A 22,786-nucleotide genomic window follows, 5' to 3' on the forward strand; every position below is an offset into this window, starting at 1 on the left:
TGCCGCATGTTCCCTCGCACCCTACTTAGGCGCGATGGTCACCGGAAAAAGTCATGGAAACCGGTACTTACGCCGCCAAGCTATCTATGGGGAAGCGCAGCCGCAATGGAACGTAATTTACGGTATCGAACATCGTCAAAAGCGCCTCGCAAAGAGGCGTCAGTCGGGCATCAGGCCGGCCTTCTTGAGGGAGACGAGAAACCTTTCGGCATCATCCGGACTGCCGAACCGCAACAACGCTTCCCGTCGAACGTTTGCTACCAGTTCCGGCCCATGTTCCATGAGCCAGGAACGCTCGCGCTCGACATCCGCCGTGTAGCCCCCTTCGGCAAAGATCGCGGCGGCGATCACATGATAGAGCGCATTGTCGGGAACATTCGCCTTTCTGATCCACATGACCGCCTGCTCTATGTCGCGGCTGAAATAAGCGCAGAGAGCCAGCCCCACCTCGTAGTAAGCGAGCGGCCCCGGATTGCGATTTCGCGCCTCCGCGACCAACGGGCACCCCTCTTTCCAATTTCCAGACAGCGCCAGCCGATACCCGTACTCGCCTACGAATACAGTGTCGTTCCGGTTGATGGTCATGCCACGGCGCCCCACTCGGATGGCCGCGTCAATTTCCCCCTTGAAATAGAGAGCAATCATCTGCGCCTGAAGGGCCCGGACGTTGGTCGGTTCCAGTTGCACGGCGCGATCGGCTGCGGCGAGGGCGCGATCGATCAAGGATGCAGATTTCTGGGATCCGAACGGAAAATAGAACCGGACTTCATCGATGTAGATCAGCGATAGAAGCGCCCAGGCGGTTGCATATCCGGGAAATCGCTCCACGGCCCTTTCGAGACAGGAACGGACGGCGGGGCGTGTCTCAGGATTGAAGCCGGCTCGATACGAATAATAGGAAAGCGTGCAGAAATAGGCCGCCTGGTCGTCGGGAGCATCGGGGACGGCGCGCTTGGCATCCGCCTCGAATAGTGCGCCATATGGTTGTGCCAGGCTCGTGGCGACATCGGCGGCAATATCGGCTTGGACCTTCAGAAGTTCGGGCACCGTTGTCGTGCCGTCATAGCTATGCGCCCAGAGCACCGATCCGTTTGCGCGGTTGAGCATACGAACCCGAACCCGAAAGGTCCCGGCAGACATATCCACGCCCCCTGCGAGCGCGTAGCGTATGTCCGGCCCCGTCTGGCCAAGCGGCTGGACCACGACGATATCGCTGAATTTGGAGAGTTGGCTTATGACCTCCTGCGTTAGCCCGCGGGCCAAAGCCGTGGTCGCGCTCGAGCCGTTCATGTCGTCGAACCATTCGACCAGCAAATGTGGGGTTTCCGGCTCGCTTGGGGAAAGCCGGGAAGAGGCGAACCAGAAGACCAGCGCCACGGCAGCAGCGGCCAGAACGGCCAGCGCTGCGATGAGCCGAGGCTTACCCAGCCGGCGCGGCGGCTGCGGGTGCTCGCGTGCAATCGCGGACGTAGGCTCTTCTGCGGTGGGAGCTACGGTGCCGTGCGATGAGAAGGCGGCAACATATCCCCCCTTTGGAAGGCTGATGAGAATGGGATCGGCCAGTCCAGCTGTCAGGTAGTACCGTTCAAGCGACCTGCGAAGGTGACCAGCTGTGATACGCACGATCGGATCGGTCTGCGGGTCGAACGAAGAGCCCCGGTCGAACACCTCTACGGCTATTGAATAGGCCTTGATGCGATCGCCGCGCCCCGCCAAGGTTTCGTCCACGGCATAGCTGAGGAACCGACGCTCGCGATCGGTTGCCTGAAAATCCGCGCTGCTCAGAATACGCGCCAGCTGGGCTCTGCAGTCCTCGGCGGAGAAATCAATCCGTCCATGTGCGTTCAATGTCGCGCCAATCTATCCCTCATCCATCTTCATAACTAACGCAGCCGACTCGTCCGCGCGATAGCGCAGGCGTCCGTTGGTTACATTCCAGCCCGAGTGCCCGCAATGGTGCTTGCGCGTACCCTCCGCCAGCTACAGACGGGAAACCCTGCCAGCATTTGTCAATCGGCTACTCTTCGGGCACAGTCCATTGACGTATAATACGAGTTGGCCATTGCCAGATCTTGGTCTCGACAATGAGCCGTCCGGTGGGAACCAGCTTATGTTTTCAGTTTTGTTGCCGGTCCCACGCCGTCGCCTCTCATTGCCGACCAACGCTTGGCATTCCTGTTTGCGCTCTTCGCGATCCTGAAACTCGAGCTTCGCGCCCGAGACTTCGGCGAAGAGCATTCCCTGCTCTCCTTGCTTACGGCTGGTTAGAGACGAGCAGCGGATAGACCGCTCGGATATTCATCCGCGGGCAGGCGCGCTCCTGCGGCGCCAGTCGGCGGAGAGTAGTTCTTCCTTCTATGTTGAGGCATTCTAGCCCTACAAGCACGGCAAATCCGACACGTCCGTCCCCACAAGGGAGAGGGGCCTCTTAAGCTGCCGCGATTCTCTCCGTTGGCCAAGACACCACCGCCAGTCACGGCGTCCATAGCCCCATCACGAATGGCTGGAATGGGCCGAAAACTGAATGGCTGCGTTCGGAGCGTTTGCCTCAAAAGCCGACGTTCGCACTCTATACGCCGAGTAGAAATTGGCGCCGGCTATCGGCCAATCACGGTCAACCCGAACAGGATAATCAGCCAAAGCCCGGCGGCCGCAACAGCAAGCCGAGGCAACGTCCCGGTGAGATGCATGAATAGCAGGGCAATCAGGACTGCTTTCGCTGCAGCGATCGCCAGGTTCAGCGCGACGTTGAAGCCACCGAGATCAACGAAGGACGAGGCGACCGTCAGCGCCAGAAGCGCGAGCAGGCCGAGATAGCCGAAGGTGAGTTTGCGCAGTTCGCTCATCGGTTGATCAGGTAAAGGACGGGGAACATGAAGACCCATACGATGTCGACGAAGTGCCAGTAGAGACCGACCGCCACGACCCGGCGCAGCCGGTTGGCAGGGCTGGCGGTCCGCCAGAGCGCGATCATGCCGGCGATGACGACGATGCCGCCGATCAGGTGCAGCGCGTGCAGCGAGGTCATCATGAAATAGAGGCCGAAGAAGAATTCGGCGTGCACGGGATCCGGTCCTGCATAGCGGAACGGCAGGCCGAGAAGCGGCGCCAGGCCTTCGTGAATCTCGTTGCCGTATTCGATCCCCTTCACGATCAGGAAGCACACGCCCAGCGAAACAGTCGCGGCCAGCGCCCTGACCGTCGCGCGCCAGCGCCTCTGCAGCGCAGCCCTGTGCGCCAGCGCCATGGTGAAGCTGCTGGTGATCAGCACGGCCGTGTTGAAGGTGCCGAGCGGCAGCGAAAGATGTTTCGAAGCCGCTGCGAAGGCTGGGCCGAAATCGATATGGGCGACGAGGAAGACCAGGAAGATCGCTCCGAACAGCATCGCCTCGGAGCCGATGAACACCCACATCGCAAAAGTATCGGCGCGCCGTTCGCGTTGGGGCGTGTCGAAAGCGATGCTTTCGGTGCCGCTCATCGAGCCGCCTCCTCCCGGTGCGGGCTGAAGCGTTCGTGCTCCAGCCCCTTCATGTCATAGGCATAGGCCGGCCGCGTCACGACCGGCATGGTCTCGAAATTATGCGGCGGCGGCGGCGAGCTCGTCTGCCATTCGAGCCCGGTGGCGTTCCACGGATTGTCGGTCGCGTGAGTGCCGCGAAACAGCGACCAGCCGAGATAGAACAACGGCATCAGATAGCCGATCGCCAGCACCACCGCGCCGGCTGACGACAACACGTTCCAGAACTGGAACTCCGGCGGATAGGTATGATAGCGCCGGGGCATGCCATCGAAGCCCACTACAAATTGCGGGAAGAATGTCAGGTTGAAGCCGACGAACGTGACGGTCGCCGCGATCCGTCCCGCGGTTTCCGAATACATGCGGCCGGTCATTTTCGGCCACCAGAAATGCAGGCCGGCCATATAGGCCGTCACCATGCCACCGACCATGATGTAGTGGAAATGCGCGATGACGAAGTAGGTGTCGTGGACATGCACGTCGACGGCAAGCGAGGCAAGGAATAGGCCCGCCAGACCGCCGAAGGTGAATAGCGCGAGGAAGAACAGGGCGTAAAGCATCGGCGTCTCGAAGCTGATCTCGCCCTTGCGCAGCGTCAGGCTCCAGTTGAAGACCTTTATCGCCGAGGGGATAGCGACGCAGAAGGACAGGAACGAGAACACAACGCCGGCATAGGCCGATTGCCCGCTGACGAACATGTGGTGGCCCCAGACCAGGAAGCCGAAGACAGCGATCGCCATCGAGGAGATTGCCACCGCCTTGTATCCGAACAGCGGCCGGCGGCTGAAGCAGGGCAGCACCTCCGACACCACGCCCATGCCGGGCAGGATCATGATGTAGACGGCCGGGTGCGAATAGAACCAGAAGAGATGCTGGAAAAGCAGCGGATCGCCGCCGAGATCCGGGTTGAAGATGCCGATCCCAAAGACGCGTTCCAGCACGATCAAGATCAGCGAAGCGGCGAGCACCGGGGTCGCCAGCACCATCACCAGGCTGGTGGCGTAGAGCGTCCAGACGAAGATCGGCAGGCGGAACCAGGTGAGCCCCGGCGCGCGCAGCGTGTGCACGGTGACGATGAAGTTGATGCCGGTCATGATCGTCGAAAAGCCGACGATGAAGACGCCGAAGGCCGCGGTCGAGACCCAGCCGTTGGCATAGAGCGTCGACAGCGGCGTGTAGAAGGTCCAGCCGGTGTCGACGCCGCCGGCCACCACCGCAAACAGCGCGAACAGGCTGCCGAAGATGAAGACATACCAGCTGGCGAGATTCAGCCGTGGGAAAGCCAGATCGCGCGCGCCGATCATCAGCGGCAAAAGGAAATTGCCCAACGTCGCCGGGATCGACGGCACCAGGAAGAACCAGACCATGATGATGCCGTGCAGCGAGAACAACCGGTTGTAGGTGTCATCGGAGACGAGGTCGCCGGCCGGTGTCGCAAGCTCGATCCGCATCAGCACCGCCATGGCGCCGCCAAGGAAGAAGAAGGCCGTCAGCGAGATCAGGTAGAGCCATGCAACGCGCTTGTGGTCGGTGGTCAGCAGCCACGCGCGAGGCCCGCTGCCTTCCGCCAGATACGTGCCCTGCATCGCCGCGCGGCTCATGGCCTGGCTCCAGCCGTTGGTTGCGGCGAAAGCGATTTCAGATAGGCAAGAAGCATCTGCAGTTCGCCTTCGTCGATGAGGCCGTCGAAGCTCGGCATGACCGGCTCGTACCCTGCGGCGATCTCCTTCTTCGGAACGAGGATGGAGTCGCGCAAATAGCGTTCGTCGGCGATCACCGTCTGCTGGTTGTCCAAAGCCACGGGCCGGCCGAAGATGCCTTCAAGCGACGGCGCCCTCACCTTGCTGCTCGCGCCATGGCATCCCGAACAGCCCAGCGCGCGAAACAGTTTTTCGCCGCTCGCGGCAAGCGTCTCGCCCTCGCCCTGGCTGTTCAGCCACGCGGCATATTGCTCGGGCGCCATCGCGGTCACCCAGCCGCCCATCTCGGAATGCTGCGTACCGCAATATTGGGCGCAGAACAGGTGATAGCGGCCGGGCTCGGTGGCGATGAACCAGATATGCGTCGTGTGGCCCGGCACCGCGTCCTGCTTGATGCGGAACGCCGGCACGTAGAAGGAGTGGATGACGTCCTGCGCGGCGAGCGACACGACGACGGCCTTGCCGACAGGAACATGCAATTCGTTGATCTCGCGCTGGCCGCCTGGCTGCCTGAATTCCCACATCCATTGCTTGCCAAGACCGGTGATCTCGAGCGCGTCCGCCGGCGGGTGGTCGCGGCGAACGAAAAGCGTCGCGCCCCAGCCGAAGAAGATGAAGGCGATCACCAGGCTGGCGACCGTCCAGCTCATCTCCAGTGGCAGGCTGCGGGAACGCTTGCCTGTTCGATCCGCCTTTGAGCCGACGCGATATTTCACAGCATAGCCGACGACCAGCCCGGTGAGCGCCAGTCCGAGAACCAACGAGAAGGCGAGTAGCGTGTAGAACAGCGCGTCGACCTGGCCGGCTTCAGATGAAGCCTCCTGGGGAAAGAAGGGGATGCCGAAGCTCACCTGGCCCTCCCCCAGCCTTGCCAGAGCACCGTCGCGCCGAGGCCGAACAGCGTTGCCAGGCTGGCCACTTTCAGTGCCGCCCAGATCGCTGGCGTATACTGGCCTTTCGAACTGTCGAAGCCAGCGCAGAGCAGGAAGACGTGATCGGCAATCGATCCGAGCCTGTTCTCCGACGCTTCGACCAGCGCAAGCTCGAGATCTCGCGGCGTGAAGGTCAGCGCCGGCAGCACCTGGGCAATCCGGCCAGACGGTGTGAGCGCGATGACCGCGATCGGATGAACGAACTGGTCGATCCCCTTGCGCCGATCGAAAGTGATGCCGGCTTCGCCTGCGAGCGCCGCCCCGGCGCCATCACCGCTCGTCAGGAACCGCCAGGCGGGCAGGCCCGCCGGACCGGCAGCGGAAGCGATTTCGGCTTGCGCCGCCGCTGCGTCGGCCGGTGTCTCCTCGGGATCGATCGAGATGAACAGCCCGCGGTAATCCGCCGGGTGAAGCGATATCTTCTTCAGGTCGGAGGCAACGGCCTGCTGGGTGACGCCACACAGGTTCGGGCATTTGTCGTAACCGAAGATGACCAGGGCCGGACGGCCGTTCAGCGTCTCGCCAAGCGTCTGCTTCAGGCCGCCGGCGTCGACCAATTCGCGGTCCAGCGTCAGTTGCGCGCCGAGCTTCGGATCGAATGTCGGTCGTTCGGCGGCGGAGGCCGCGCCAGCAACGAACAAACAAAGGGCGGCTAACAAGCTCCTCATCGCCCTGTCCCGCCGCCTTGCTGCTGGCATTTCCTGGCCTGAGGCGTTCGAGGAACCGCAGCCCCGAGCAAGTTGCAGTCGGCAGGCTCCGAGGCTGTGATGTCCGACTGCGACCAATCCGGCAGCCCGTTGCTGACCAGCGCCCACATGGCGTCGCCGATCGGAATGCGAGCGATCCCGGCCTTGCGGTCGACCCAGCCGAGCATTTTCAACTGGCGGTCCTCCTCGGCGCGGAATTTGACAAGATCTTGCCTTGGCGCAGTCTGCAAATCGGGAGTTTCCGGGCTGACGTTCGCCGGATGCAGCAGCCAGCTCGGCGTGGTGTTGAAGGCGAGCTTCATGCCGATCGCGGCCAAGGCCAGAAACACCAGCAGCCCGCCGCCGAAAGCGAGCAGCATCCGCGGCTGGACATCGCGCGTCTCGGGATGGCGGTGCGTCTTAGCCATGGACGACCTCCCGCTTCCACCAGGCAATCCTGTCCGGCCGGCGCCGCAGGAAGAGGAAAGCCGCCAGCCAAAGGCCCCCGACGCCGGTCCAGGCAACAACATCGCGCCAGAATCCGAATGGGCCACCGACGAAGAGAGGTGGCCGGATGCGCCAGAACACATCAACGAAATGGCCTGCCAGAACTACTCCCGACAGCCAGATCAGGCCTTCATGACTGCGCTTGAGCGGTCGGTTGAGGGAGCCCGCGAACGCAGCCACCTGCAAGGCAATCAGCAGCCATAGCGGATACTGCCAACCGCCGGTGGCGCGGACGATGTACCAATGGATGTCGTCTGGAAGGTCACCCCCCCAAATGACGATCCATTGCATGAAGACAAGATAGATCCAGGTCAGCACGAAGCCGAACTGCATGTTGGCGAGATCTTCGCTAAGCGCGACATCTTCCTCGCCGCCGGGCATGACCTCCACTGCCTGTCTTGCGGCCAGCACAAGGATCGCCAGGGCGAAAGCTCCGACGACTTCGGCGGAGGCCTCACAAAGCGCATAGATCGTCGAGGTGAATTCCGGCTCGATCGAAAGCATCCAGTCGATGGCAAAGACGCTGACGGCAAGCGCGTGGAGGATCAGGCCAAGAGCATATTTCCTCCCGTTGCCGGCTTTTTCGGAATCCTCTGAAGTCGAGCCGAGCACCATCCATGTGAGAACGAGCCAGATCGCCGCGCAGACAGCAAAGCGCAGCAGGAAGAACGGCACGTTGAGATAAGCAAGCTTCTCTCCAACCTTCTCGGACAGCGTCGCGGGACCGGCGCCGGTCCATGGGAAGATCAGGTCGAGTCTCATCAGCACCGGCAGGAGCAAGATAAGCGCAAACGGCAGCATCGCGATCATGATCCGCAAAGGCTGGCGGACCGCCTCGCCCCAGCGGCCGCCGGTCAGCCCGTGCACCATCACGACCGTCAGCGCGCCGAGCGGCAGGCTTAGCGCGAAGAGAGCAGCGGGGAGCCAGGCTCCCAGCATCGCCTTTGCATCGAGCGATGCCCCGAGCACGCACAGGACAATTCCTGCGGCGCCGGCCGCCAGAAAGCCTTGTTCGACGCGGGTCATGGCGAGGTTTCCGCTTGGAGCCGCATGCGCAGCGTTTGCGGAAGCTCGGCGACTGGAGCGTCGCGCGAATATTGCAACGCGCGGATATAGGCGACGATCGCCCAGCGGTCCTGTGACGGCACCCGCGCCGCGTAGGAGTACATGGCGCCATAGCCGTTGGTGATCACGTCGTAGAAGTGCCGGTCCGAAGCCTTGCGCAGCGCATCCTGATGGTAGCTCGGCGGGGCCGGGAAGCCGCGCTGGACGATCATGCCTTGGCCGTCGCCGGTGCGGCCGTGGCAAGGCGAACAGAAGATGTCGAAACGCTGCTGGCCGCGCTGCAGCAGCTCGATCGTGATCGGATAGGGGATTTTGTCCGGGACCGGCGTCAGATCGGCGTCGCGCGCGACAGTGCCCGTCACCGGTGCCCGCGCCGACATGCCGTCGGCGAACTGATTGCTCGCCTCAAGAGGATCATAGCGCGGCTGGTCCTCCATATCCTGCCGACAGCCTGCGACCAGCAGGGCGCCGAGGACGAGCGCGACGCGCAGGCCGTTCACGCCTCGACCTCCTCGACCGTTTCGGCGCCGAGCCGCGTCAGCTGACCCCTGGTCACACCTTTGCGATATTTCGGATCGGCCGCTTCGATCAGCAGATAGAACTTGCCGCCGCTGGCATAGCTGAAGCTCCCGGCGTTGAAGACCGGGTGATGGTAGCGGGGCAACCCGTTGGCCGCGAGCACACCCAGGAAACCAGCGAAGGCGGCGCCGAGGATGCCGGCCTCGAAGGCGATGACGACGAAAGGCGGCCAGGAATGCAGCGGCCGCCCGCCGGCATTGATGGGATAATCGACTTCGACGGAATACCAGATCAGAGCATAGACGATAGCGGCGCCGGCAATACCGCCGGCGAGCACGACCCAGGGCAGCCGCGTCTTTGGGATCTCCAATATCCCGTCCAGCTCCTTCACCGGAAATGGCGAGAACGCATCCATGCGACGATAGCCGCGTTGGCGCATATGGCGCGCCGCCGCAACGAGCGCTTCGGAGTCGGCAAACACAGCCATGAGACCGTAGAGGCTCATCTGAGCTTGCCTTCTTCTTCAGCCACTTCCTCGACCTCGAAGATGGTGATCGCGGGCAGGATGCGGATGAATAGGAAGACGAGCGCGAAAAAAGTGCCGATCGAGCCGAACAGGATCCCGAAATCGAGCCAGGTCAGCGACTGCTCGCCCCAAGCGGATGGCAGGTAATCGCGGCTTGGGCCCGTCACGACAATGATGTAGCGCTCAATCCACATGCCGATGTTGATGGCCACCGCAATCGCAAACAGCAGCGGCATGTTGCGTCGGATGCGGCGGAACCACAAAAGCTGCAGGACGCCGCAGTTCAGGCAGAGCATTACCCAGAACAGTGGCGCGTAGGGACCGATGGCGCGTTGCACCATCATGGCGCGTTCGTAGGGCTCCCCCGAATACCAGGCGAAAAAAGCCTCCGAGACATAGCCATAGGCGACGATCATGCCGGCGGCGATCATCAGCTTGGCGGCATTGTCCATGTGCCTGACCGTAATCAGGTCCTCGACCGAAAAGGCCCAACGCAGCGGAATAGCAATTGTGAGCACCATGGCGAAGCCGGAGAGCAGCGCGCCGGCGACGAAATAGGGCGGGAAAATCGTCGAGTGGTAGCCGGGCGTGATCGCGAAGGTGAAGTCGAGCGAGACGATCGAGTGCACCGAAACGACCAGCGGCGTGGCCAATGCCGCAAGCAGGAAATAGACGACCTGATAGCGCGACCAATGATAGGCCGAGCCACGCCAGCCAAGCGCCAATATGCCATAGAAGAGCTGCGCCCGTCTCGACCTTGCGCGGTCGCGCAGCACCGCGAGGTCCGGCAGAAGCCCCATGTACCAGAACAGCAGCGAGACGGTTGCGTAGGTCGCGATCGCCGCGAAATCCCAAACCAAGGGGCTGCGCCATTGCGGCCAGTGCATATGCACATTGGGCAGCGGCAGCAGCCAGTAGAAGAACCAGGGACGGCCGAGATGCAGGATCGGGAACAAGCCGGCCATGGCGACCGCAAACAGCGTCATCGCTTCGGCAAAGCGGTTGATCGAGGCGCGCCATGGCTGGCGCAGCAAAAGCAGCACCGCCGAGATCAGCGTCCCGGCATGGCCGATGCCGATCCACCAGACGAAATTGGAGATCATCGTGCCCCAGGCTACCGGGATATCGATACCGTAAGCGCCGACACCGACCGCGATTAGGTAGGTTATCGAGTAAAGCAGCAGCAGGACCAGCAGGAAGCAGAGGAAGAACGCCGTCCAGAAATGACGCGGCAGGCGGCCGCTGAGCACGATCGAGCCGATGCGCCCGCTGATCTCGGGAAAATCGTGGCGGCCACGCAGGACCGCCGGGCTGTTCGCGCTTGCTTCAGCCATCGATCGCCTCGCTTGGCTTGGCAAGCCTGCCATTCGGATTGGAGATCTTGCCGAGATAGGTGGTGCGGGGCCGTGTGTTCAGCTCCTCCAGCAGCGCGTAATTCTGCGGCGCGCTTTTCTCGCGGACGACCTTTGCATCTTTCTTGTTGCGATCGCCGAAGGTGATCGCTTGCGTCGGGCAGGCCTGTTGGCAGGCGGTGACCACTTCGCCATCGGCGATGTCGCGATTTTCGATCTGCGCCTGGATGCGCTTGGCGCTGATGCGCTGGACGCAGTAGGTGCATTTCTCCATCACGCCGCGCGAGCGCACGCTGACGTTCGGATTGTGCACGCCCTGCTCCGGACCTGCCTCGTCCTTGTCGAACGACTGGTGGTCGAGGAAGTTGAAGCGCCGCACCTTGTAAGGGCAATTCTGCGAGCAATAGCGCGTGCCGATGCAGCGGTTGTAGACCTGCGCATTCAGCCCATCATGGGTGTGCACCGTGGCGTTGACCGGACAGACCACCTCGCAGGGCGCCTTCTCGCAATGCATGCAAGGGACCGGCTGGAAGAATGTCTCGGGCGCGTCGAGCGGACCGGCATAGTAGCGATCGACTCGCAACCAATGCATCTCGTGGCCGCGCTCGCATTCCTCCGGCCCGACCGGCGCGATGTTGTTCTCGGCCTGGCAGGCCGAAACGCAGGCCATGCAGCCGATGCAGGCCGAAAGATCGATCGCCATCGCCCAGGCCTCCTGATCGTAACGCCAACCGGGATAGAGCGTTTCCTTTGGTGACGGCGGCGCATCCTTGCGGACGAAATGCGGATCCTGCCGAAACGCTTCGAGCGGCGCGTGACGCACGATAGCGCGACCTTCCATTGCCTGGTGCTGCTGTGTAGTGATGACGCGCATGCTGCTGTTATGGCGCGCGATGGCCACGCCGGTCGCGACCCATTCCGAACCACGGCGCAAGTGAAAGGCGTCGTAGCCTTCCGATAGTGCAGCAACGGAACCGACCTTTCGCCCGAAGCCGAAGGAAAGCGTTATCGTTTCGTCCGGGTGACCGGGCACGATCCAGGCAGGCGCATCGATGTCCGCCCCGTTGGAGGCGATATTGATAACCTCGCCATTTCCGATTTTCAGTCGTTCGGCAGTGGCGGGCGAAACGAGCGCAGCATTACCCCACACGATCTTGGTCAGCGGTCGCGGCAGTTCCTGCAGCCATGAGGCGTTGGCAAAACGCCCGTCGCGCAGCCATGGATCGGCAACGAACCGTATTTCGATGCCGTTACCTGCTTTCGCCTTCGGTCTTAAGCCGCCTAGGTCCTGCGGCACGGTGACGGATACGGGCCTGGCGGCGCTCTTCGAGACAATGCCGTCGCGCAACGCCTTCTTCCAGCCGTCGTCATCGAGCGCTGCCCAATGCTGCCGGACGAGCGACAGCGGATCGGTCTCGAATTCGCCGCCAAGCACGGCGAGCAGCTCATGCATGCTCTTGCCGTCGTAAAGCGGCTTGATCAGCGGCTGCACCAGCGAAGCGGTGCCATCATAGGCGCGGATGTCGCTCCAGCTCTCGAGTTCATGCACCGCGGGCACATGCCAGTGCGCCAGGAACGCCGTCTCGTCGCGGTAGAGCCCGTGATGGACCAGAAGCTTCAGGCTGGAGAACGCCTTGCGCACATCGAGCCTCGTTGGAGCCGTATGCAGCGGGTTTGCGCCCAGCACCGCGACTGTATCGATCGCGCCATGGCCGATTGCCTCACACAGCGCGGCTAGATCGCCATCGACCTGCAATGCATCCGGCGGCTCGATCAGTTCGACCGTGTTGCCGAGCGCGCCGAGCTTCGCATTGACAGACAAAGCGGTGGCTTGAACGAAGGCGCTCTGATGCGAACCCGCTATGACCAGCGCGTTGCGGCCGGCCGCGCTCAGGTCGTCGACCAGCGCCCTCATCCAGGCCTGGTCGATCGGCGAGCCGGATTCTCCGGCTTGGCCGGTCAACGCTGCGTTCAACCCGGCAGCCACGGATTCGACCTCGCTTGGCTTGATCGCTAGTCGATGATCGGCGGCAGCCCCGGTGATTGTCGGCGTCGACTCCACCGCATAAAGCCGGCTCATCCGGTCGGACGGATCGCGTACACGTCGTCGCGCAGCAAAGTCGCGCGCATAGGCGAGCCGCCCGGGACCCTCGCCGAGGAAATCAGCATCGAGGCTGACGATCGTTTCGGCACGGTCGAAGCGATAGATCGGCGCCAGCGGCGATCCGAACAGCGTATGTGCCGCGGGCGTTGCCAGCGGATCATGGCGGTAGATTTTCAGTCTCGGATAGCGCGCCTTCAGCGCATCCAACTGCGCAGCGAGAGTTGGCGAGGTAGTCGCTTCAACCAGCAGGGCTCCGCCCTGCCCTTGCGATGCCGCCCAGCGCGAGACCAGCGCTGCCATGTCCTTGAGGAAGTCGCCATAGGATGCCGGCCGGCCATCCTTGAGTGGCGTGCGCGAGCGGTCGGGATCGAACAGCGTCAGCACAGCCGCCTGCATCACCGCGTCGGTGGCGCCGCGGGATGCCGGATGGTCCGGATTGCCTTCGACCTTGGTCGGCCGCCCTTCATGGCTTTCGACGATAGCGCCGATGCCGAAACCGTCGCCGGACAGCGTCGTCGCGTAGTAGACCGGCTTGCCGGGGATCAGGATTTCCGGCTGGCGCACATAGGGCACGATGCTTTCCGCCCTGCTGCAGGCGGCCAGCCCGGCAAGCGACAGCGAGGCGCCCATCAGCTTGAGAAGCGTCCGTCGGCTAGGCTTTGCCGGCAGGTGTTCCGCGATTGTTGGGAACTCGGCCTCGACGAAGCGTCGGAATTCGGCAGTGCCGGCGATCTCGTCCAGGCTGCGCCATATTTCGCCGCCATGCGCCAGCCGCTTGCGCAGAGCCTCGATATCGATGGCAGAGCCAGGCCTGTCGTCAGCGATGGCAGACATAGCAATCCGTCATCGTCTCGGGGTGGATGTCGAGCACGCCGATCAGCTGCCGCCTGATCTCGTCGATGTTCGCAGGCGGCTGCCAGTGCATCATCAACACGTCCTGCGGTGGACGCAGATTAGGTCCGGGATTACGATGACAGCCGAGGCACCATTCCATGTTCAGCGTATGCGCCCGCATCGTCAGCGGCATCTGGTCGACCTCGCCATGGCAGGTCTCGCAAGCGACGCCTTTGTTGATGTGGATCGCGTGATTGAAGAAGACGAAGTCGGGAACGCTGTTGACGCGCTGCCATTCGATCGGCTTGCCGCTGGCCAGGCTTGCGCGCACCGGCGCCAACATGTCGGCGTTGGTGAAAAGCTGCGAATGGCAGGTCATGCAGACTTCGGTTGCCGGCAAGCCCGCCGAAGAGGAGGTTTCGACCCCGTTGTGGCAATAGCGGCAGTCGATGCCGAGCTGACCGACATGGTGCTTGTGACTGAACGGCACCGGCTGCGCCAAGGGCTCACCTACTCCCGTTAACAGGTCCGAACGGGGCAGGATTATCCCGATCGCGGCGGCGATCAGCAGAACGGCACAACTTCCCCAGATGACAAAGCGCGCAACGCCATTGGCGTTTTTCGAGAAGATTTGCGGCATCCCCTCGCCGATTCTGCTGAAGGCAAACTCAGAGTTGACGACACCTAACGGTGCTTTCGCCGCCAAGGTTCCGAGCGAGTGCCGGAATCACAGAATGGTGACTGCAACCGGGGCCGGGTCGCGGATTTAACCCGCAACCACAGCCCTTCCCATGCGTTCGCCAGACATCACGATCTGTTTCACGCTGGAAAATGCCATGACCGACGCAGCAGCAAACAACTCTCATCGCGCCATGCTTCATCGCGGCGCCGCTTACTGGTGGCGAGCGTTGATTGGCATTCTGTTGGTCATTCTTGGCCTGCTGATCGGCGGCGGCGGCGCCTGGCTGATCGCGCTTGGTGGCTCCTGGTATTACCTGCCCGCCGGCATCGCGTTGCTGCTGGCAGGCATCCTGCTGCTGGCCGGCAACATGGCCGGCGTCTGGCTTTACGTGCTGACCTGGCTCGCAACGCTGGCCTGGGCTTATTGGGAGGTCGGTCTTGACGGCTGGGCGCTGGTGCCGCGCGTCCTCGCACCCACGATCATCCTCATCTTCGTCCTGCTTGCCATCCCTGCCTTCCGCGACCTGGCAGGCCGCGGCAGCCGAAACGCCGCCTATCTGACCGGTTTGCTGCTGCCGGTCATTGCGCTGGGCGCGTTCGGCTTCTTGCACATCAATGCCGTGGCGCAGTCACAACCGGCGCTACCGCCGGCGCCTGCCGCGCAGCCTGCGCCGAACGGCGCGCCGGCGCCGCGGGATGCCGCGATCCATCAAGCTGGCAATGACTGGCCGGTCTATGGCGGATCGGAACTGGGGACGCGCTTTTCACCGTTGAACCAGGTCACGGCAGCGAACGTCTCCAAGCTCACCCGCGCCTGGTCATTCCACACCGGCGACATGCCGAACGGAGCAACCAAAGACCTCTATTCGCCGGAAAACACGCCACTGGAGATCGGCGGCCATCTCTATGCCTGCTCGGCCAAAGGCATCATCATTTCCGCTGACGCCAAAAATGGCAAAGAAAAATGGCGCTACGACCCGAAGGTGCCGGACAACGCAATACCCTACGGCGCGAGCTGCCGGGGCGTCGCCTATTTCGCCGTTCCAGGCGCGAATGCCGATCAGGCCTGCGCCACCAGGATCATCTACGGAACGCTGGACGCACGGCTGATCGCCATCGACGCCAAGACGGGGAAACCTTGCTCGGATTTCGGTCAGCAAGGCAGCGTCGATCTCAACCAGGGCATCGGTGAGACGGTGCCCGGCTGGTATTCCGTCACCGCGCCGCCGACGATCGTGCGCGGCATCGCGGTCGTCGGCGCGCAGGTCAAGGACGGGCAGGCCGAGAACGCGCCCTCGGGTGTAGTTCGGGGCTACGACGCCATTACCGGCAAGCTCGCCTGGGCGTGGGACATGGGCCACCCCGACCGCGGCGGCGCGCCGCCTCAAGGCGATACTTACACGCGCGGCACCCCTAACATGTGGACCGTGGCGGCCGCTGATCCGCAGCTCGGCTATGTCTACCTGCCGCTCGGCAATGCCGCCGTCGATTATTACGGCGTCGACCGCAAGGATTTCGAGAACGAGTTCAACTCGTCCATCGTCGCCATCGATGTGACGACCGGCAAGCCGGTCTGGCATTTCCAGACTGTGCACCATGATCTTTGGGACTATGACCTCGGCTCGCAACCGACGCTGGTCGATTTCCCGACCGTGACCGGAAAGATCCCGGCCATCATCGTGCCCAGCAAGCAAGGCCAGATCTATGTGCTCGACCGCAAGACCGGCAAGCCGCTCTTCCCGGTCGATGAACGTAAGGCCCCTTCCGGCGGCGTCGAGCCGGACAAGCTGTCCAAGACACAACCCTATTCCGGCTATGCGCATCTCGACCAGCCAGTGCTGACCGAAAAGGACATGTGGGGCATGAGTCCATTGGATCAGCTCTACTGTCGCATCCAGTTCCATCGCGCGTCCTATCAGGGCGAGTACACGCCGCCGACAGTCGACAGGCCCTTCATCGAATATCCTGGCTACAATGGCGGCTCCGATTGGGGCAGCATCGCCGTCGACACCGACAGCGGCGTGCTGATCGCCAACTACAACGACATGCCCAACTACAACCAGCTCATCCCGCGTGAGAAAGCGGATCAGATGGGCTTCAAGCCGATCGATAAGGGCGGCAGCTCGAAGAAGGCCAAGGACATCGGCGATCCGCAGGCCGGATCGCCCTACGCCATTGCCGTCAATGCCGGCTGGCGCTTGTCCACCGGCCTGCTCTGCTCGAAGCCGCCCTATGGCCACATCCGCGCCATCGACCTCAAGACCGGCAAGACGCTATGGGACGAGCCGCTCGGCAGCGCCGACAACAACGGACCATTCGGCATTCCGTCCATGCTGCCGCTCACCATCGGAACGCCGAACAATGGCGGCCCGCTGGTAACGGCCGGCGGGCTGATCTTCATCGCCGCGACCACCGACAACAAGCTGCGCGCGATCGACATCAAGACCGGCAAGCAGGTGTGGCAGGTCGATCTTCCCGCCGGCGGCCAGACAACGCCGATGACTTATGAGGTCGACGGCAGACAGTACATCGTCATCGCGCCTGGAGGTCATCATTTCATGGAGACGAAAGTCGGCGATGAAGTCATCGCCTATGCGTTGCCGGCCGGATGAAACATGTTGAACAACCTGGCTCCTAGGTCTCTAGCCTTCCCGGTCGTTGCGGCGCCCCGTCGCCTGAGACGACCCGTCCCTCTTTCGCGCCAGCCGCTGGCTTCGGCGCCTGGCGAGGAAATACATCCAGATCAGAATGAAGATCAGAGGGATACCCGCGATGGGCAGCATCCAAATGCCAATGTGAAACATAAACGTCTCTCTACCGTTGAACCCGCCCAACAGGCTTGGATGAGGTCCGGATCCGACATCCGGTCGACCATGTGAAAACCGTCCCCGCTCGATATCGGTTCCGTCGTCGCCGCTTTGTGATGACTTGCGCACGTGAGCGACGAGCAGCTTCCGTTTCTGCAATATCTTGCGATCGGATCGCAGCGCCGGCGGCTGCCGCATTGCGCCAATAGTTTGAAGAAAGGCGATGGTCGTGCGCCAGGAAAAAAGGTCCACCCTCATTGTCGGCGCCGGTCCGACGGGACTGACGGCCGCACTGGAGCTTGCGCGGCGTGGCGATCGCCCGCGCATCATAGACAGGAAGGACGGACCTACACCGCTCAGCAAAGCCGTGGGCATCAGCTCGCATAGCTTGGATGTCCTCGAAGCGTCGGGGGTGAGCGGTAAGCTGCTCGCCGAGGGGCTCAAGGTCCGCCACGCGCATTTCCATGCTGAAACCCGCGAACTCGCCATCATCGATTTCTCGCTGCTGCCGCACCGATACAACTTCCTCCTGTCGCTGCCGCAGCGCGAGACCGAAAGGATCATGGCCGCCACCCTGGCGACATTTGGCGTGGACGTCGAATGGCGTACCGAGTTGGTCGGCCTCGCCCAGCAGGGCGAAAAAATAACGGTTCGGACCAGCCTAAATGGTGAAGAGCAAGATCACCGCGTCGACACCGTCTTTGGAGCCGATGGCGCCGAGAGCTCGGTTCGCAAATCATTGGGCATCGAATTCGAAGGCTACACGCACGAGCGGCGATGGAGCATCACCGATGCGGAGATTGCATCGTGGCCTTACGAGCCGGATGCGGCTCAGGCCTTCCTGCATCGCGACGGTGGCGTCGGCTTCATCATACCGATCGGCAACGATCGTTTTCGCGCGGTCTCGAACACGCCTGACGCGCTGGCGCATATTCCGGGCGAGTATCATGTATCGCAGGTGCTGCGGATCGATAACTTCCATATCCCCGCCAGGCAGGCGACCCGCTACCAGGCGGCGGGCGTCTTCCTCGGCGGCGACGCAGCCCATGTGCACTCGCCGCTCGGCGCCCGCGGCATGAATCTTGGCATCGAGGACGCAGCCTGCTTCGCAAGACGTTTCAACGACGGCACGCTTGCAGGCTACACGGATGAGCGCCGGCCAGTAGGGCATCGTTGGATCAGACTGAGCGAGCAGATTTTGTCCACGGCGCAGTCGACCAATGGCTTTGTCCAGACATTCAGGAATCTCGTCATGTCGACAATCGGCGCCATTCCCATCCTGCAGCGGCCGCTTCTCGAGCGCGTCGCCGGCCTGAAGGAATAGCGCGTCACCCGTTCGCTCTCGCACTCTCCCATGCGACGAGCAGGACGCCGGCAAAGACGCTCGCAAAGCCGACCAGATGAACAAGACGAAACGGCTCGTCGAGCAGCAGATATGACAGGATCAGCGCGGACGCCGGCATGACGCCCATGAAACCTGCCGCCACCGCTCCCTCGGCCCGGCTGACGCCGGAATACCAGAACCAGCTTCCAAGCGCGAGCGTGCCGGCCCCGTACCACAACAGGGCAAGCCAGGCCGTGGCGCCGACCTGCGAGGGATGGAAGTCATGCCATTGCCAGATCGCGAACGGGATGAAGGCAGGCACGGCGATCGCCGCAGCGAGGAAGGCGACGAGCACTGGATCGACAGTCTCCGAAGCCCTCTTGCCGATCAGCGTATAGATTGTTTCGCAACAGACGGCGGCAAAGACGAGCGCCGAGCCAAGGAAAAGACTGCCGCCACGTCCCTCGCCGCCCTGACCAAGTTGCAGGATCGAGACCCCGACGACTGCGAGCACGACCGAGGTGGTCTTGCGCCAGGTCGGCCGGTCTCCCAGAAAGATCATCGACGCAGCCGATGTAACGGCAGGGGTCGTGCTCATCACGGTGGCACCCACGGCACCAGGCACCATGGCCATGCCGTAAAGCATCAGGGCCGAGAAGCCGAACATGCCGAAGAGCGCGATCACCAGGATCAGCAGCCAGTCGTGCCGGGAGAGCTTGCCGATCTCACGGCGGTCGCGCGCGATAAAGGGGACCAGCACCAGCGCGCCCAGCGCCACGCGCAGCAGCGAGCCGACGAAGACCGGCATGGCGGCGGTGACGATCTTGCTGATAGGCGTTGCCGATCCGAATAGCGCCATGCCGATGGCAAGCTTGGCATCGACACTCCACGCCGATGCATCGTCTGGCTTGCCATCATCAGGCATTCTCAAGCGAGCAACTGCTCGATCCTGATCGGCAGGTCGCGGATACGCTTGCCTGTTGCGTGGTAAACCGCGCTGGCGACGGCGGCCGCCGTACCGACATTGCCGAGCTCGCCCAAGCCTTTCACGCCGGCCGGGTTGACTGCATGGTCGATCTCCGGAACCAGGATCACCTGCAGGTCCTTGATGTCGGCATTGACCGGCACGAGATAGTCCTGCAGGTCGCGATTCACATAGCGCGCATAGCGCCGGTCGATCTCGGTCGCCTCGTGCAGCGCTTGGCCGATGCCCCAGATCATGCCCCCCATCAACTGGCTGCGTGCCGTACGCGTGTTCATGATGCGGCCGGCCGCGAACGCGCCGACAAGGCGCGGGACGCGGATTTCTCTGGTGTAGCGGTTGATACGAACCTCCACGAATTCGGCGCCGAAGGCGTATTTCACCGAATCCTCGTCCTGTTCGCCGCCATGAAACTCCGGCGTGCCGGCATAGAGCTTCTTCAGCGCTTCCGGCGTCGCGCCCTTGGGCGCGAATTCGGCATATTCCTCGATCGCGCCGACCTGCATGGTCTTGATGACATCCTCGACCTTCGCGGAGGCACCGCTCTTGGCCACGATTTTTCCGTCGGCGAGGTCGAGCTCGTCATTGTGCGAGCCGGCAAGCGGCCCCCCCTCTGCGGTCGCACCTGCATAGAGCTTGGCGCGAACAGCGTCGCAGGCCTTGAGCACCGCCGAACAGACGCTTGCCGTGGAGATCGAACCGCCCGAGACGGGCGCGGGAGGCAGGCTGCTGTCGCCCATTTCGACGCTGATCTTGTCGATGCCGACGCCGAGCCGCTCCGACGCCATCTGAGCGGCCACGGTGCGGACGCCGGTGCCGATCTCGTGCGAACCGCATTGCAGCCGCACATCGCCGTCGACGGTAAGGCGCACCCGCGCCGCGCAGGGCGCGACAGCGGTGGGATAAATAGCCGTCGCGCAGCCCATGCCGACCAGCCAGTCGCGGTCGCGCATCGCGCCGACCTTCGGATCGCGCTTCGCCCATCCGAAGGCCTCGGCCGCCTGATCGTAGCACTGGATAAGCGAACGGCTGGAGAATGGTTTCTTGCCGATCGGCTCCGTCTTGGGTTCGTTGATCCGGCGGAATTCGACCGGATCCATGCCGAGCGCCACCGCCATCTCGTCCATGGCGTTTTCGAGCGCGTAGACATAGGGGGTCTCGGGCGGCGAGCGCATATATCCCGGCGTGTTGCGGTCCGCCTGCACCAAGGACACGTGAGTGAGAATCGAGCCATAATCATACATACGGCCGGTCGCGGATGTGCCACCGACCACATAGGAATCCGGACGCGACGTCACCTCCCAGCCTTCGTGAGCGAAGGCGGCGATGCGGCCGTCCTTGCCGGCGCCGATCTGGATGCGGTGCCGCGTTTCGGCCCGGTAGGTTTGCGTGCCGAACGCTTGCATCCGGCTGGTCACGCAGCGCACAGGACGTCCAAGGCGCTTTGCGGCGACCGCAACGATTGCGGTACGCGGCGTCATCGGCCCCTTCGAACCGAAGGCGCCGCCAATGAACGGGCTAACGATGCGGACCTTGCCAGGGTCCATCTTCAGCTGCCGCGCAAGCTCCACCTTCCAGCCGGTCACGTTCTGCGATGGCTCGTGCACGACAAGCTGGTCGCCCTGCCAGAAGGCGGTGGTCGAGAACAGCTCGATCGGGTTGTGGTGCTGCGTGGGCGTCGAATAGCGCTGGTCGATCTTGACCGCGGCGCCGGCATAGGCCGCATCGAAATCGCCGGCCTTCACGTCCTCCTTGAACAGAGGGCTCTTTCCGGCGGCAGGGATGGTCGCCGTCCCTGGGCTGTCGAAAGTCGCAGTCGGCTTCTCTTCCTCGTACTCGGCGCGGATCAGTTGAGCCGCCTCCTCGGCCGCCTCGAATGTCTCGGCAACAGCCAGCGCGATGATCTGCCCATCATGGAAAATGATCCGGTCATGCAACGGCCCCACCGAGGTCGCGCCGGAATTACCGAATTTCGGCTTCTCGACCTTATCCATGTCGCCATAGGTGACGATGTCGAGAAGGCCCGGCACGGCCCGGGCGTCGTCGAGATGAAGTTTCGTCACCTTCCCCTTGGCAATGCTGCTCGTGGCCAACGCACCATAGGCAATGTTGCCGGTCGGCAGATCGGCCGGGTAATGAGCCTGGCCGGTAACTTTCAGCCGCCCATCGACGCGCGGCAGCGGTTCGCCCTGATTGTCCTTGGGTCTTGGAGCGGCAGCGTCCATGGTCACACCTTCATGTCGCGGGTTTCGAGCAGCGCGCGCACCAGCGTTCGCTTGCCGAGCTCGGTCTTGAATGCGTTGTGCTGGCGCGGTACGGCGTCGGCGAAGGCGGCATCTGCGGCAATCGTGGCCGAGTGCTCATCAAGCGGCTTTCCTTGCAAGACTTCTTCAGCCTTGCCGGCGCGCCAAGGCACCGTGGCGAGGCCGCCTAGGGCGATCCGCGCTTCGCGAACGCCGTCGCCATCGAGATCGAGTGCGACGGCCGCCGAGGCCAACGCAAAGGCGTAGGACTCACGGTCTCGAATCTTCAGGTAAAGCGAGCGCCGCGCCCACGGGATGGCGGGCACTTCGATGGCGGTGATGATCTCGTCGGCGGCGAGATCGGTCTCGATATGGGGCGTGTCGCCGGGCTGGCGATGCAGCTTGGCGAACGGGATATTTCGCGCGCCGCGCGCGCCCTCCGCATGAACGATGGCATCAAGCGCCATCAGCGCCTGCGCAAAATCGCCGTGGTAGGTGGCGATACATGCGTCGCTGGCGCCCAGCACCGCGTGTTGCCGGTTGAAACCTTCCATCGCCGCGCAGCCGGATCCGGGCACGCGTTTGTTGCAAGCCCAAGACGTCTCGCGAAAATATTCGCAACGGGTCCGCTGTAGGATATTGCCGGCCAGGCTCGCCATGTTGCGTATCTGGCCGCTCGCCGCGAGCTTGAGACTATCCGCGATCACCGGATAGCGACGCTTCACGTCGGGATGGTCAGCGGCCTCTCCCATGCGCACGAGCGCGCCGAAGCGAATGCCGTCGTCCGTTACCCTGATCTGGCGCAAACCGGGATCGGCCAGCCGGTTGAGATCGAGCAACCGATCCGGCTGAGCGACGCCAAGCTTCATGTAGTCGGCAAGATTGGTGCCGCCGGCAATGAACTGCGCGTTCGCCCGGGTCGGCTGATCGTCACGTCTGGTAAATCGAGAGGCCATCGCCGCAGCAGTTGAGATCTCGGTCGGCTGTTCGTAAACGAAGGGGCGCAT

18 protein-coding genes are annotated in these 22,786 nt (G+C 63.0%); 2 read left to right on the plus strand and 16 right to left on the minus strand.

The genetic code is table 11. The annotated features are described in order from the left end of the window. Positions 1-159: 159 nt before the first annotated feature. The 13 genes from FJ956_RS00830 to FJ956_RS00890 all read right to left on the minus strand — a co-directional run bounded on the left by FJ956_RS00830 (position 160) and on the right by FJ956_RS00890 (position 14,448). Positions 160-1,848 carry a hypothetical protein gene (locus FJ956_RS00830; protein ID WP_246672036.1) on the minus strand — a complete coding sequence of 563 codons (1,689 nt, stop codon included), beginning with the start codon at positions 1,846-1,848 and terminating at the stop codon, positions 160-162. A gap of 749 nt (positions 1,849-2,597) precedes the next feature. After that, positions 2,598-2,846, minus strand: coding sequence for a cytochrome C oxidase subunit IV family protein (locus tag FJ956_RS00835; protein WP_181170168.1), 249 nt, complete (start codon positions 2,844-2,846; stop codon positions 2,598-2,600). Continuing rightward, positions 2,843-3,478, minus strand: coding sequence for a cytochrome c oxidase subunit 3 (locus tag FJ956_RS00840; RefSeq protein WP_140675775.1), 636 nt, complete (start codon positions 3,476-3,478; stop codon positions 2,843-2,845). Before FJ956_RS00840 ends, FJ956_RS00835 begins: the two co-directional genes overlap by 4 nt. Then, complete coding sequence (gene ctaD / locus FJ956_RS00845) at positions 3,475-5,118, minus strand: cytochrome c oxidase subunit I (RefSeq protein WP_140675777.1); 1,644 nt, start codon at positions 5,116-5,118, stop codon at positions 3,475-3,477. The genes FJ956_RS00840 and ctaD overlap by 4 nt, the downstream gene beginning before the upstream one ends. Then, positions 5,115-6,068: a cytochrome c oxidase subunit II gene (gene coxB, locus FJ956_RS00850; RefSeq protein WP_140675780.1), complete on the minus strand. Its 954-nt coding sequence runs from the start codon at positions 6,066-6,068 to the stop codon at positions 5,115-5,117. Before coxB ends, ctaD begins: the two co-directional genes overlap by 4 nt. Further along, positions 6,065-6,817 (minus strand): SCO family protein, encoded by a 753-nt coding sequence (locus FJ956_RS00855; protein WP_181170169.1) that lies wholly within the window; start codon positions 6,815-6,817, stop codon positions 6,065-6,067. The genes coxB and FJ956_RS00855 overlap by 4 nt, the downstream gene beginning before the upstream one ends. Then, positions 6,814-7,263, minus strand: coding sequence for a hypothetical protein (locus FJ956_RS00860; protein WP_140675786.1), 450 nt, complete (start codon positions 7,261-7,263; stop codon positions 6,814-6,816). Before FJ956_RS00860 ends, FJ956_RS00855 begins: the two co-directional genes overlap by 4 nt. Next, positions 7,256-8,368, minus strand: coding sequence for a hypothetical protein (locus tag FJ956_RS00865; protein ID WP_140675789.1), 1,113 nt, complete (start codon positions 8,366-8,368; stop codon positions 7,256-7,258). The genes FJ956_RS00860 and FJ956_RS00865 overlap by 8 nt, the downstream gene beginning before the upstream one ends. Continuing rightward, positions 8,365-8,907, minus strand: a complete 543-nt coding sequence (locus FJ956_RS00870; protein WP_140675792.1) for a cytochrome c — start codon at positions 8,905-8,907, stop codon at positions 8,365-8,367. The genes FJ956_RS00865 and FJ956_RS00870 overlap by 4 nt, the downstream gene beginning before the upstream one ends. Further along, a complete protein-coding gene (locus FJ956_RS00875; protein WP_140675795.1) occupies positions 8,904-9,431 on the minus strand; it encodes a DUF3341 domain-containing protein in 528 nt (175 codons plus the stop codon). The genes FJ956_RS00870 and FJ956_RS00875 overlap by 4 nt, the downstream gene beginning before the upstream one ends. Beyond that, complete coding sequence (nrfD, locus tag FJ956_RS00880; RefSeq protein WP_140675798.1) at positions 9,428-10,786, minus strand: NrfD/PsrC family molybdoenzyme membrane anchor subunit; 1,359 nt, start codon at positions 10,784-10,786, stop codon at positions 9,428-9,430. Before nrfD ends, FJ956_RS00875 begins: the two co-directional genes overlap by 4 nt. After that, complete coding sequence (locus FJ956_RS00885) at positions 10,779-13,742, minus strand: TAT-variant-translocated molybdopterin oxidoreductase (RefSeq protein WP_140675802.1); 2,964 nt, start codon at positions 13,740-13,742, stop codon at positions 10,779-10,781. Before FJ956_RS00885 ends, nrfD begins: the two co-directional genes overlap by 8 nt. Continuing rightward, a complete protein-coding gene (locus tag FJ956_RS00890; protein ID WP_140675805.1) occupies positions 13,726-14,448 on the minus strand; it encodes a cytochrome c3 family protein in 723 nt (240 codons plus the stop codon). The genes FJ956_RS00885 and FJ956_RS00890 overlap by 17 nt, the downstream gene beginning before the upstream one ends. Before the next feature lie 130 nt (positions 14,449-14,578). Here FJ956_RS00890 and FJ956_RS00895 point away from each other — a divergent pair, with 130 nt between their 5' ends. Then, entirely contained in the window at positions 14,579-17,035 is a 2,457-nt protein-coding gene (locus FJ956_RS00895; RefSeq protein ID WP_210241582.1) for a membrane-bound PQQ-dependent dehydrogenase, glucose/quinate/shikimate family, read from the plus strand. A 418-nt stretch (positions 17,036-17,453) separates the two neighbouring features. Continuing rightward, positions 17,454-18,554 (plus strand): FAD-dependent monooxygenase, encoded by a 1,101-nt coding sequence (locus FJ956_RS00900; protein ID WP_246672037.1) that lies wholly within the window; start codon positions 17,454-17,456, stop codon positions 18,552-18,554. A gap of 4 nt (positions 18,555-18,558) precedes the next feature. On the opposite strand, the gene FJ956_RS00905 is transcribed toward FJ956_RS00900, so the two are convergent. Genes FJ956_RS00905 through FJ956_RS00915 form a run of 3 tightly spaced genes read right to left on the minus strand, consistent with a single transcriptional unit; the run spans position 18,559 to position 22,786 of the window. After that, positions 18,559-19,479: a DMT family transporter gene (locus FJ956_RS00905; protein WP_181170170.1), complete on the minus strand. Its 921-nt coding sequence runs from the start codon at positions 19,477-19,479 to the stop codon at positions 18,559-18,561. A 2-nt stretch (positions 19,480-19,481) separates the two neighbouring features. Continuing rightward, positions 19,482-21,761: a xanthine dehydrogenase family protein molybdopterin-binding subunit gene (locus FJ956_RS00910; protein ID WP_140675811.1), complete on the minus strand. Its 2,280-nt coding sequence runs from the start codon at positions 21,759-21,761 to the stop codon at positions 19,482-19,484. Between the two features lie 2 nt (positions 21,762-21,763). Next, the gene (locus FJ956_RS00915; protein WP_140675814.1) at positions 21,764-22,786 is read right to left on the minus strand and encodes a xanthine dehydrogenase family protein subunit M; all 1,023 of its coding nucleotides are present in this window, start codon (positions 22,784-22,786) and stop codon (positions 21,764-21,766) included.

This window comes from Mesorhizobium sp. B2-4-3 (assembly GCF_006442815.1).
Taxonomy (GTDB): Bacteria; Pseudomonadota; Alphaproteobacteria; order Rhizobiales; family Rhizobiaceae; genus Mesorhizobium.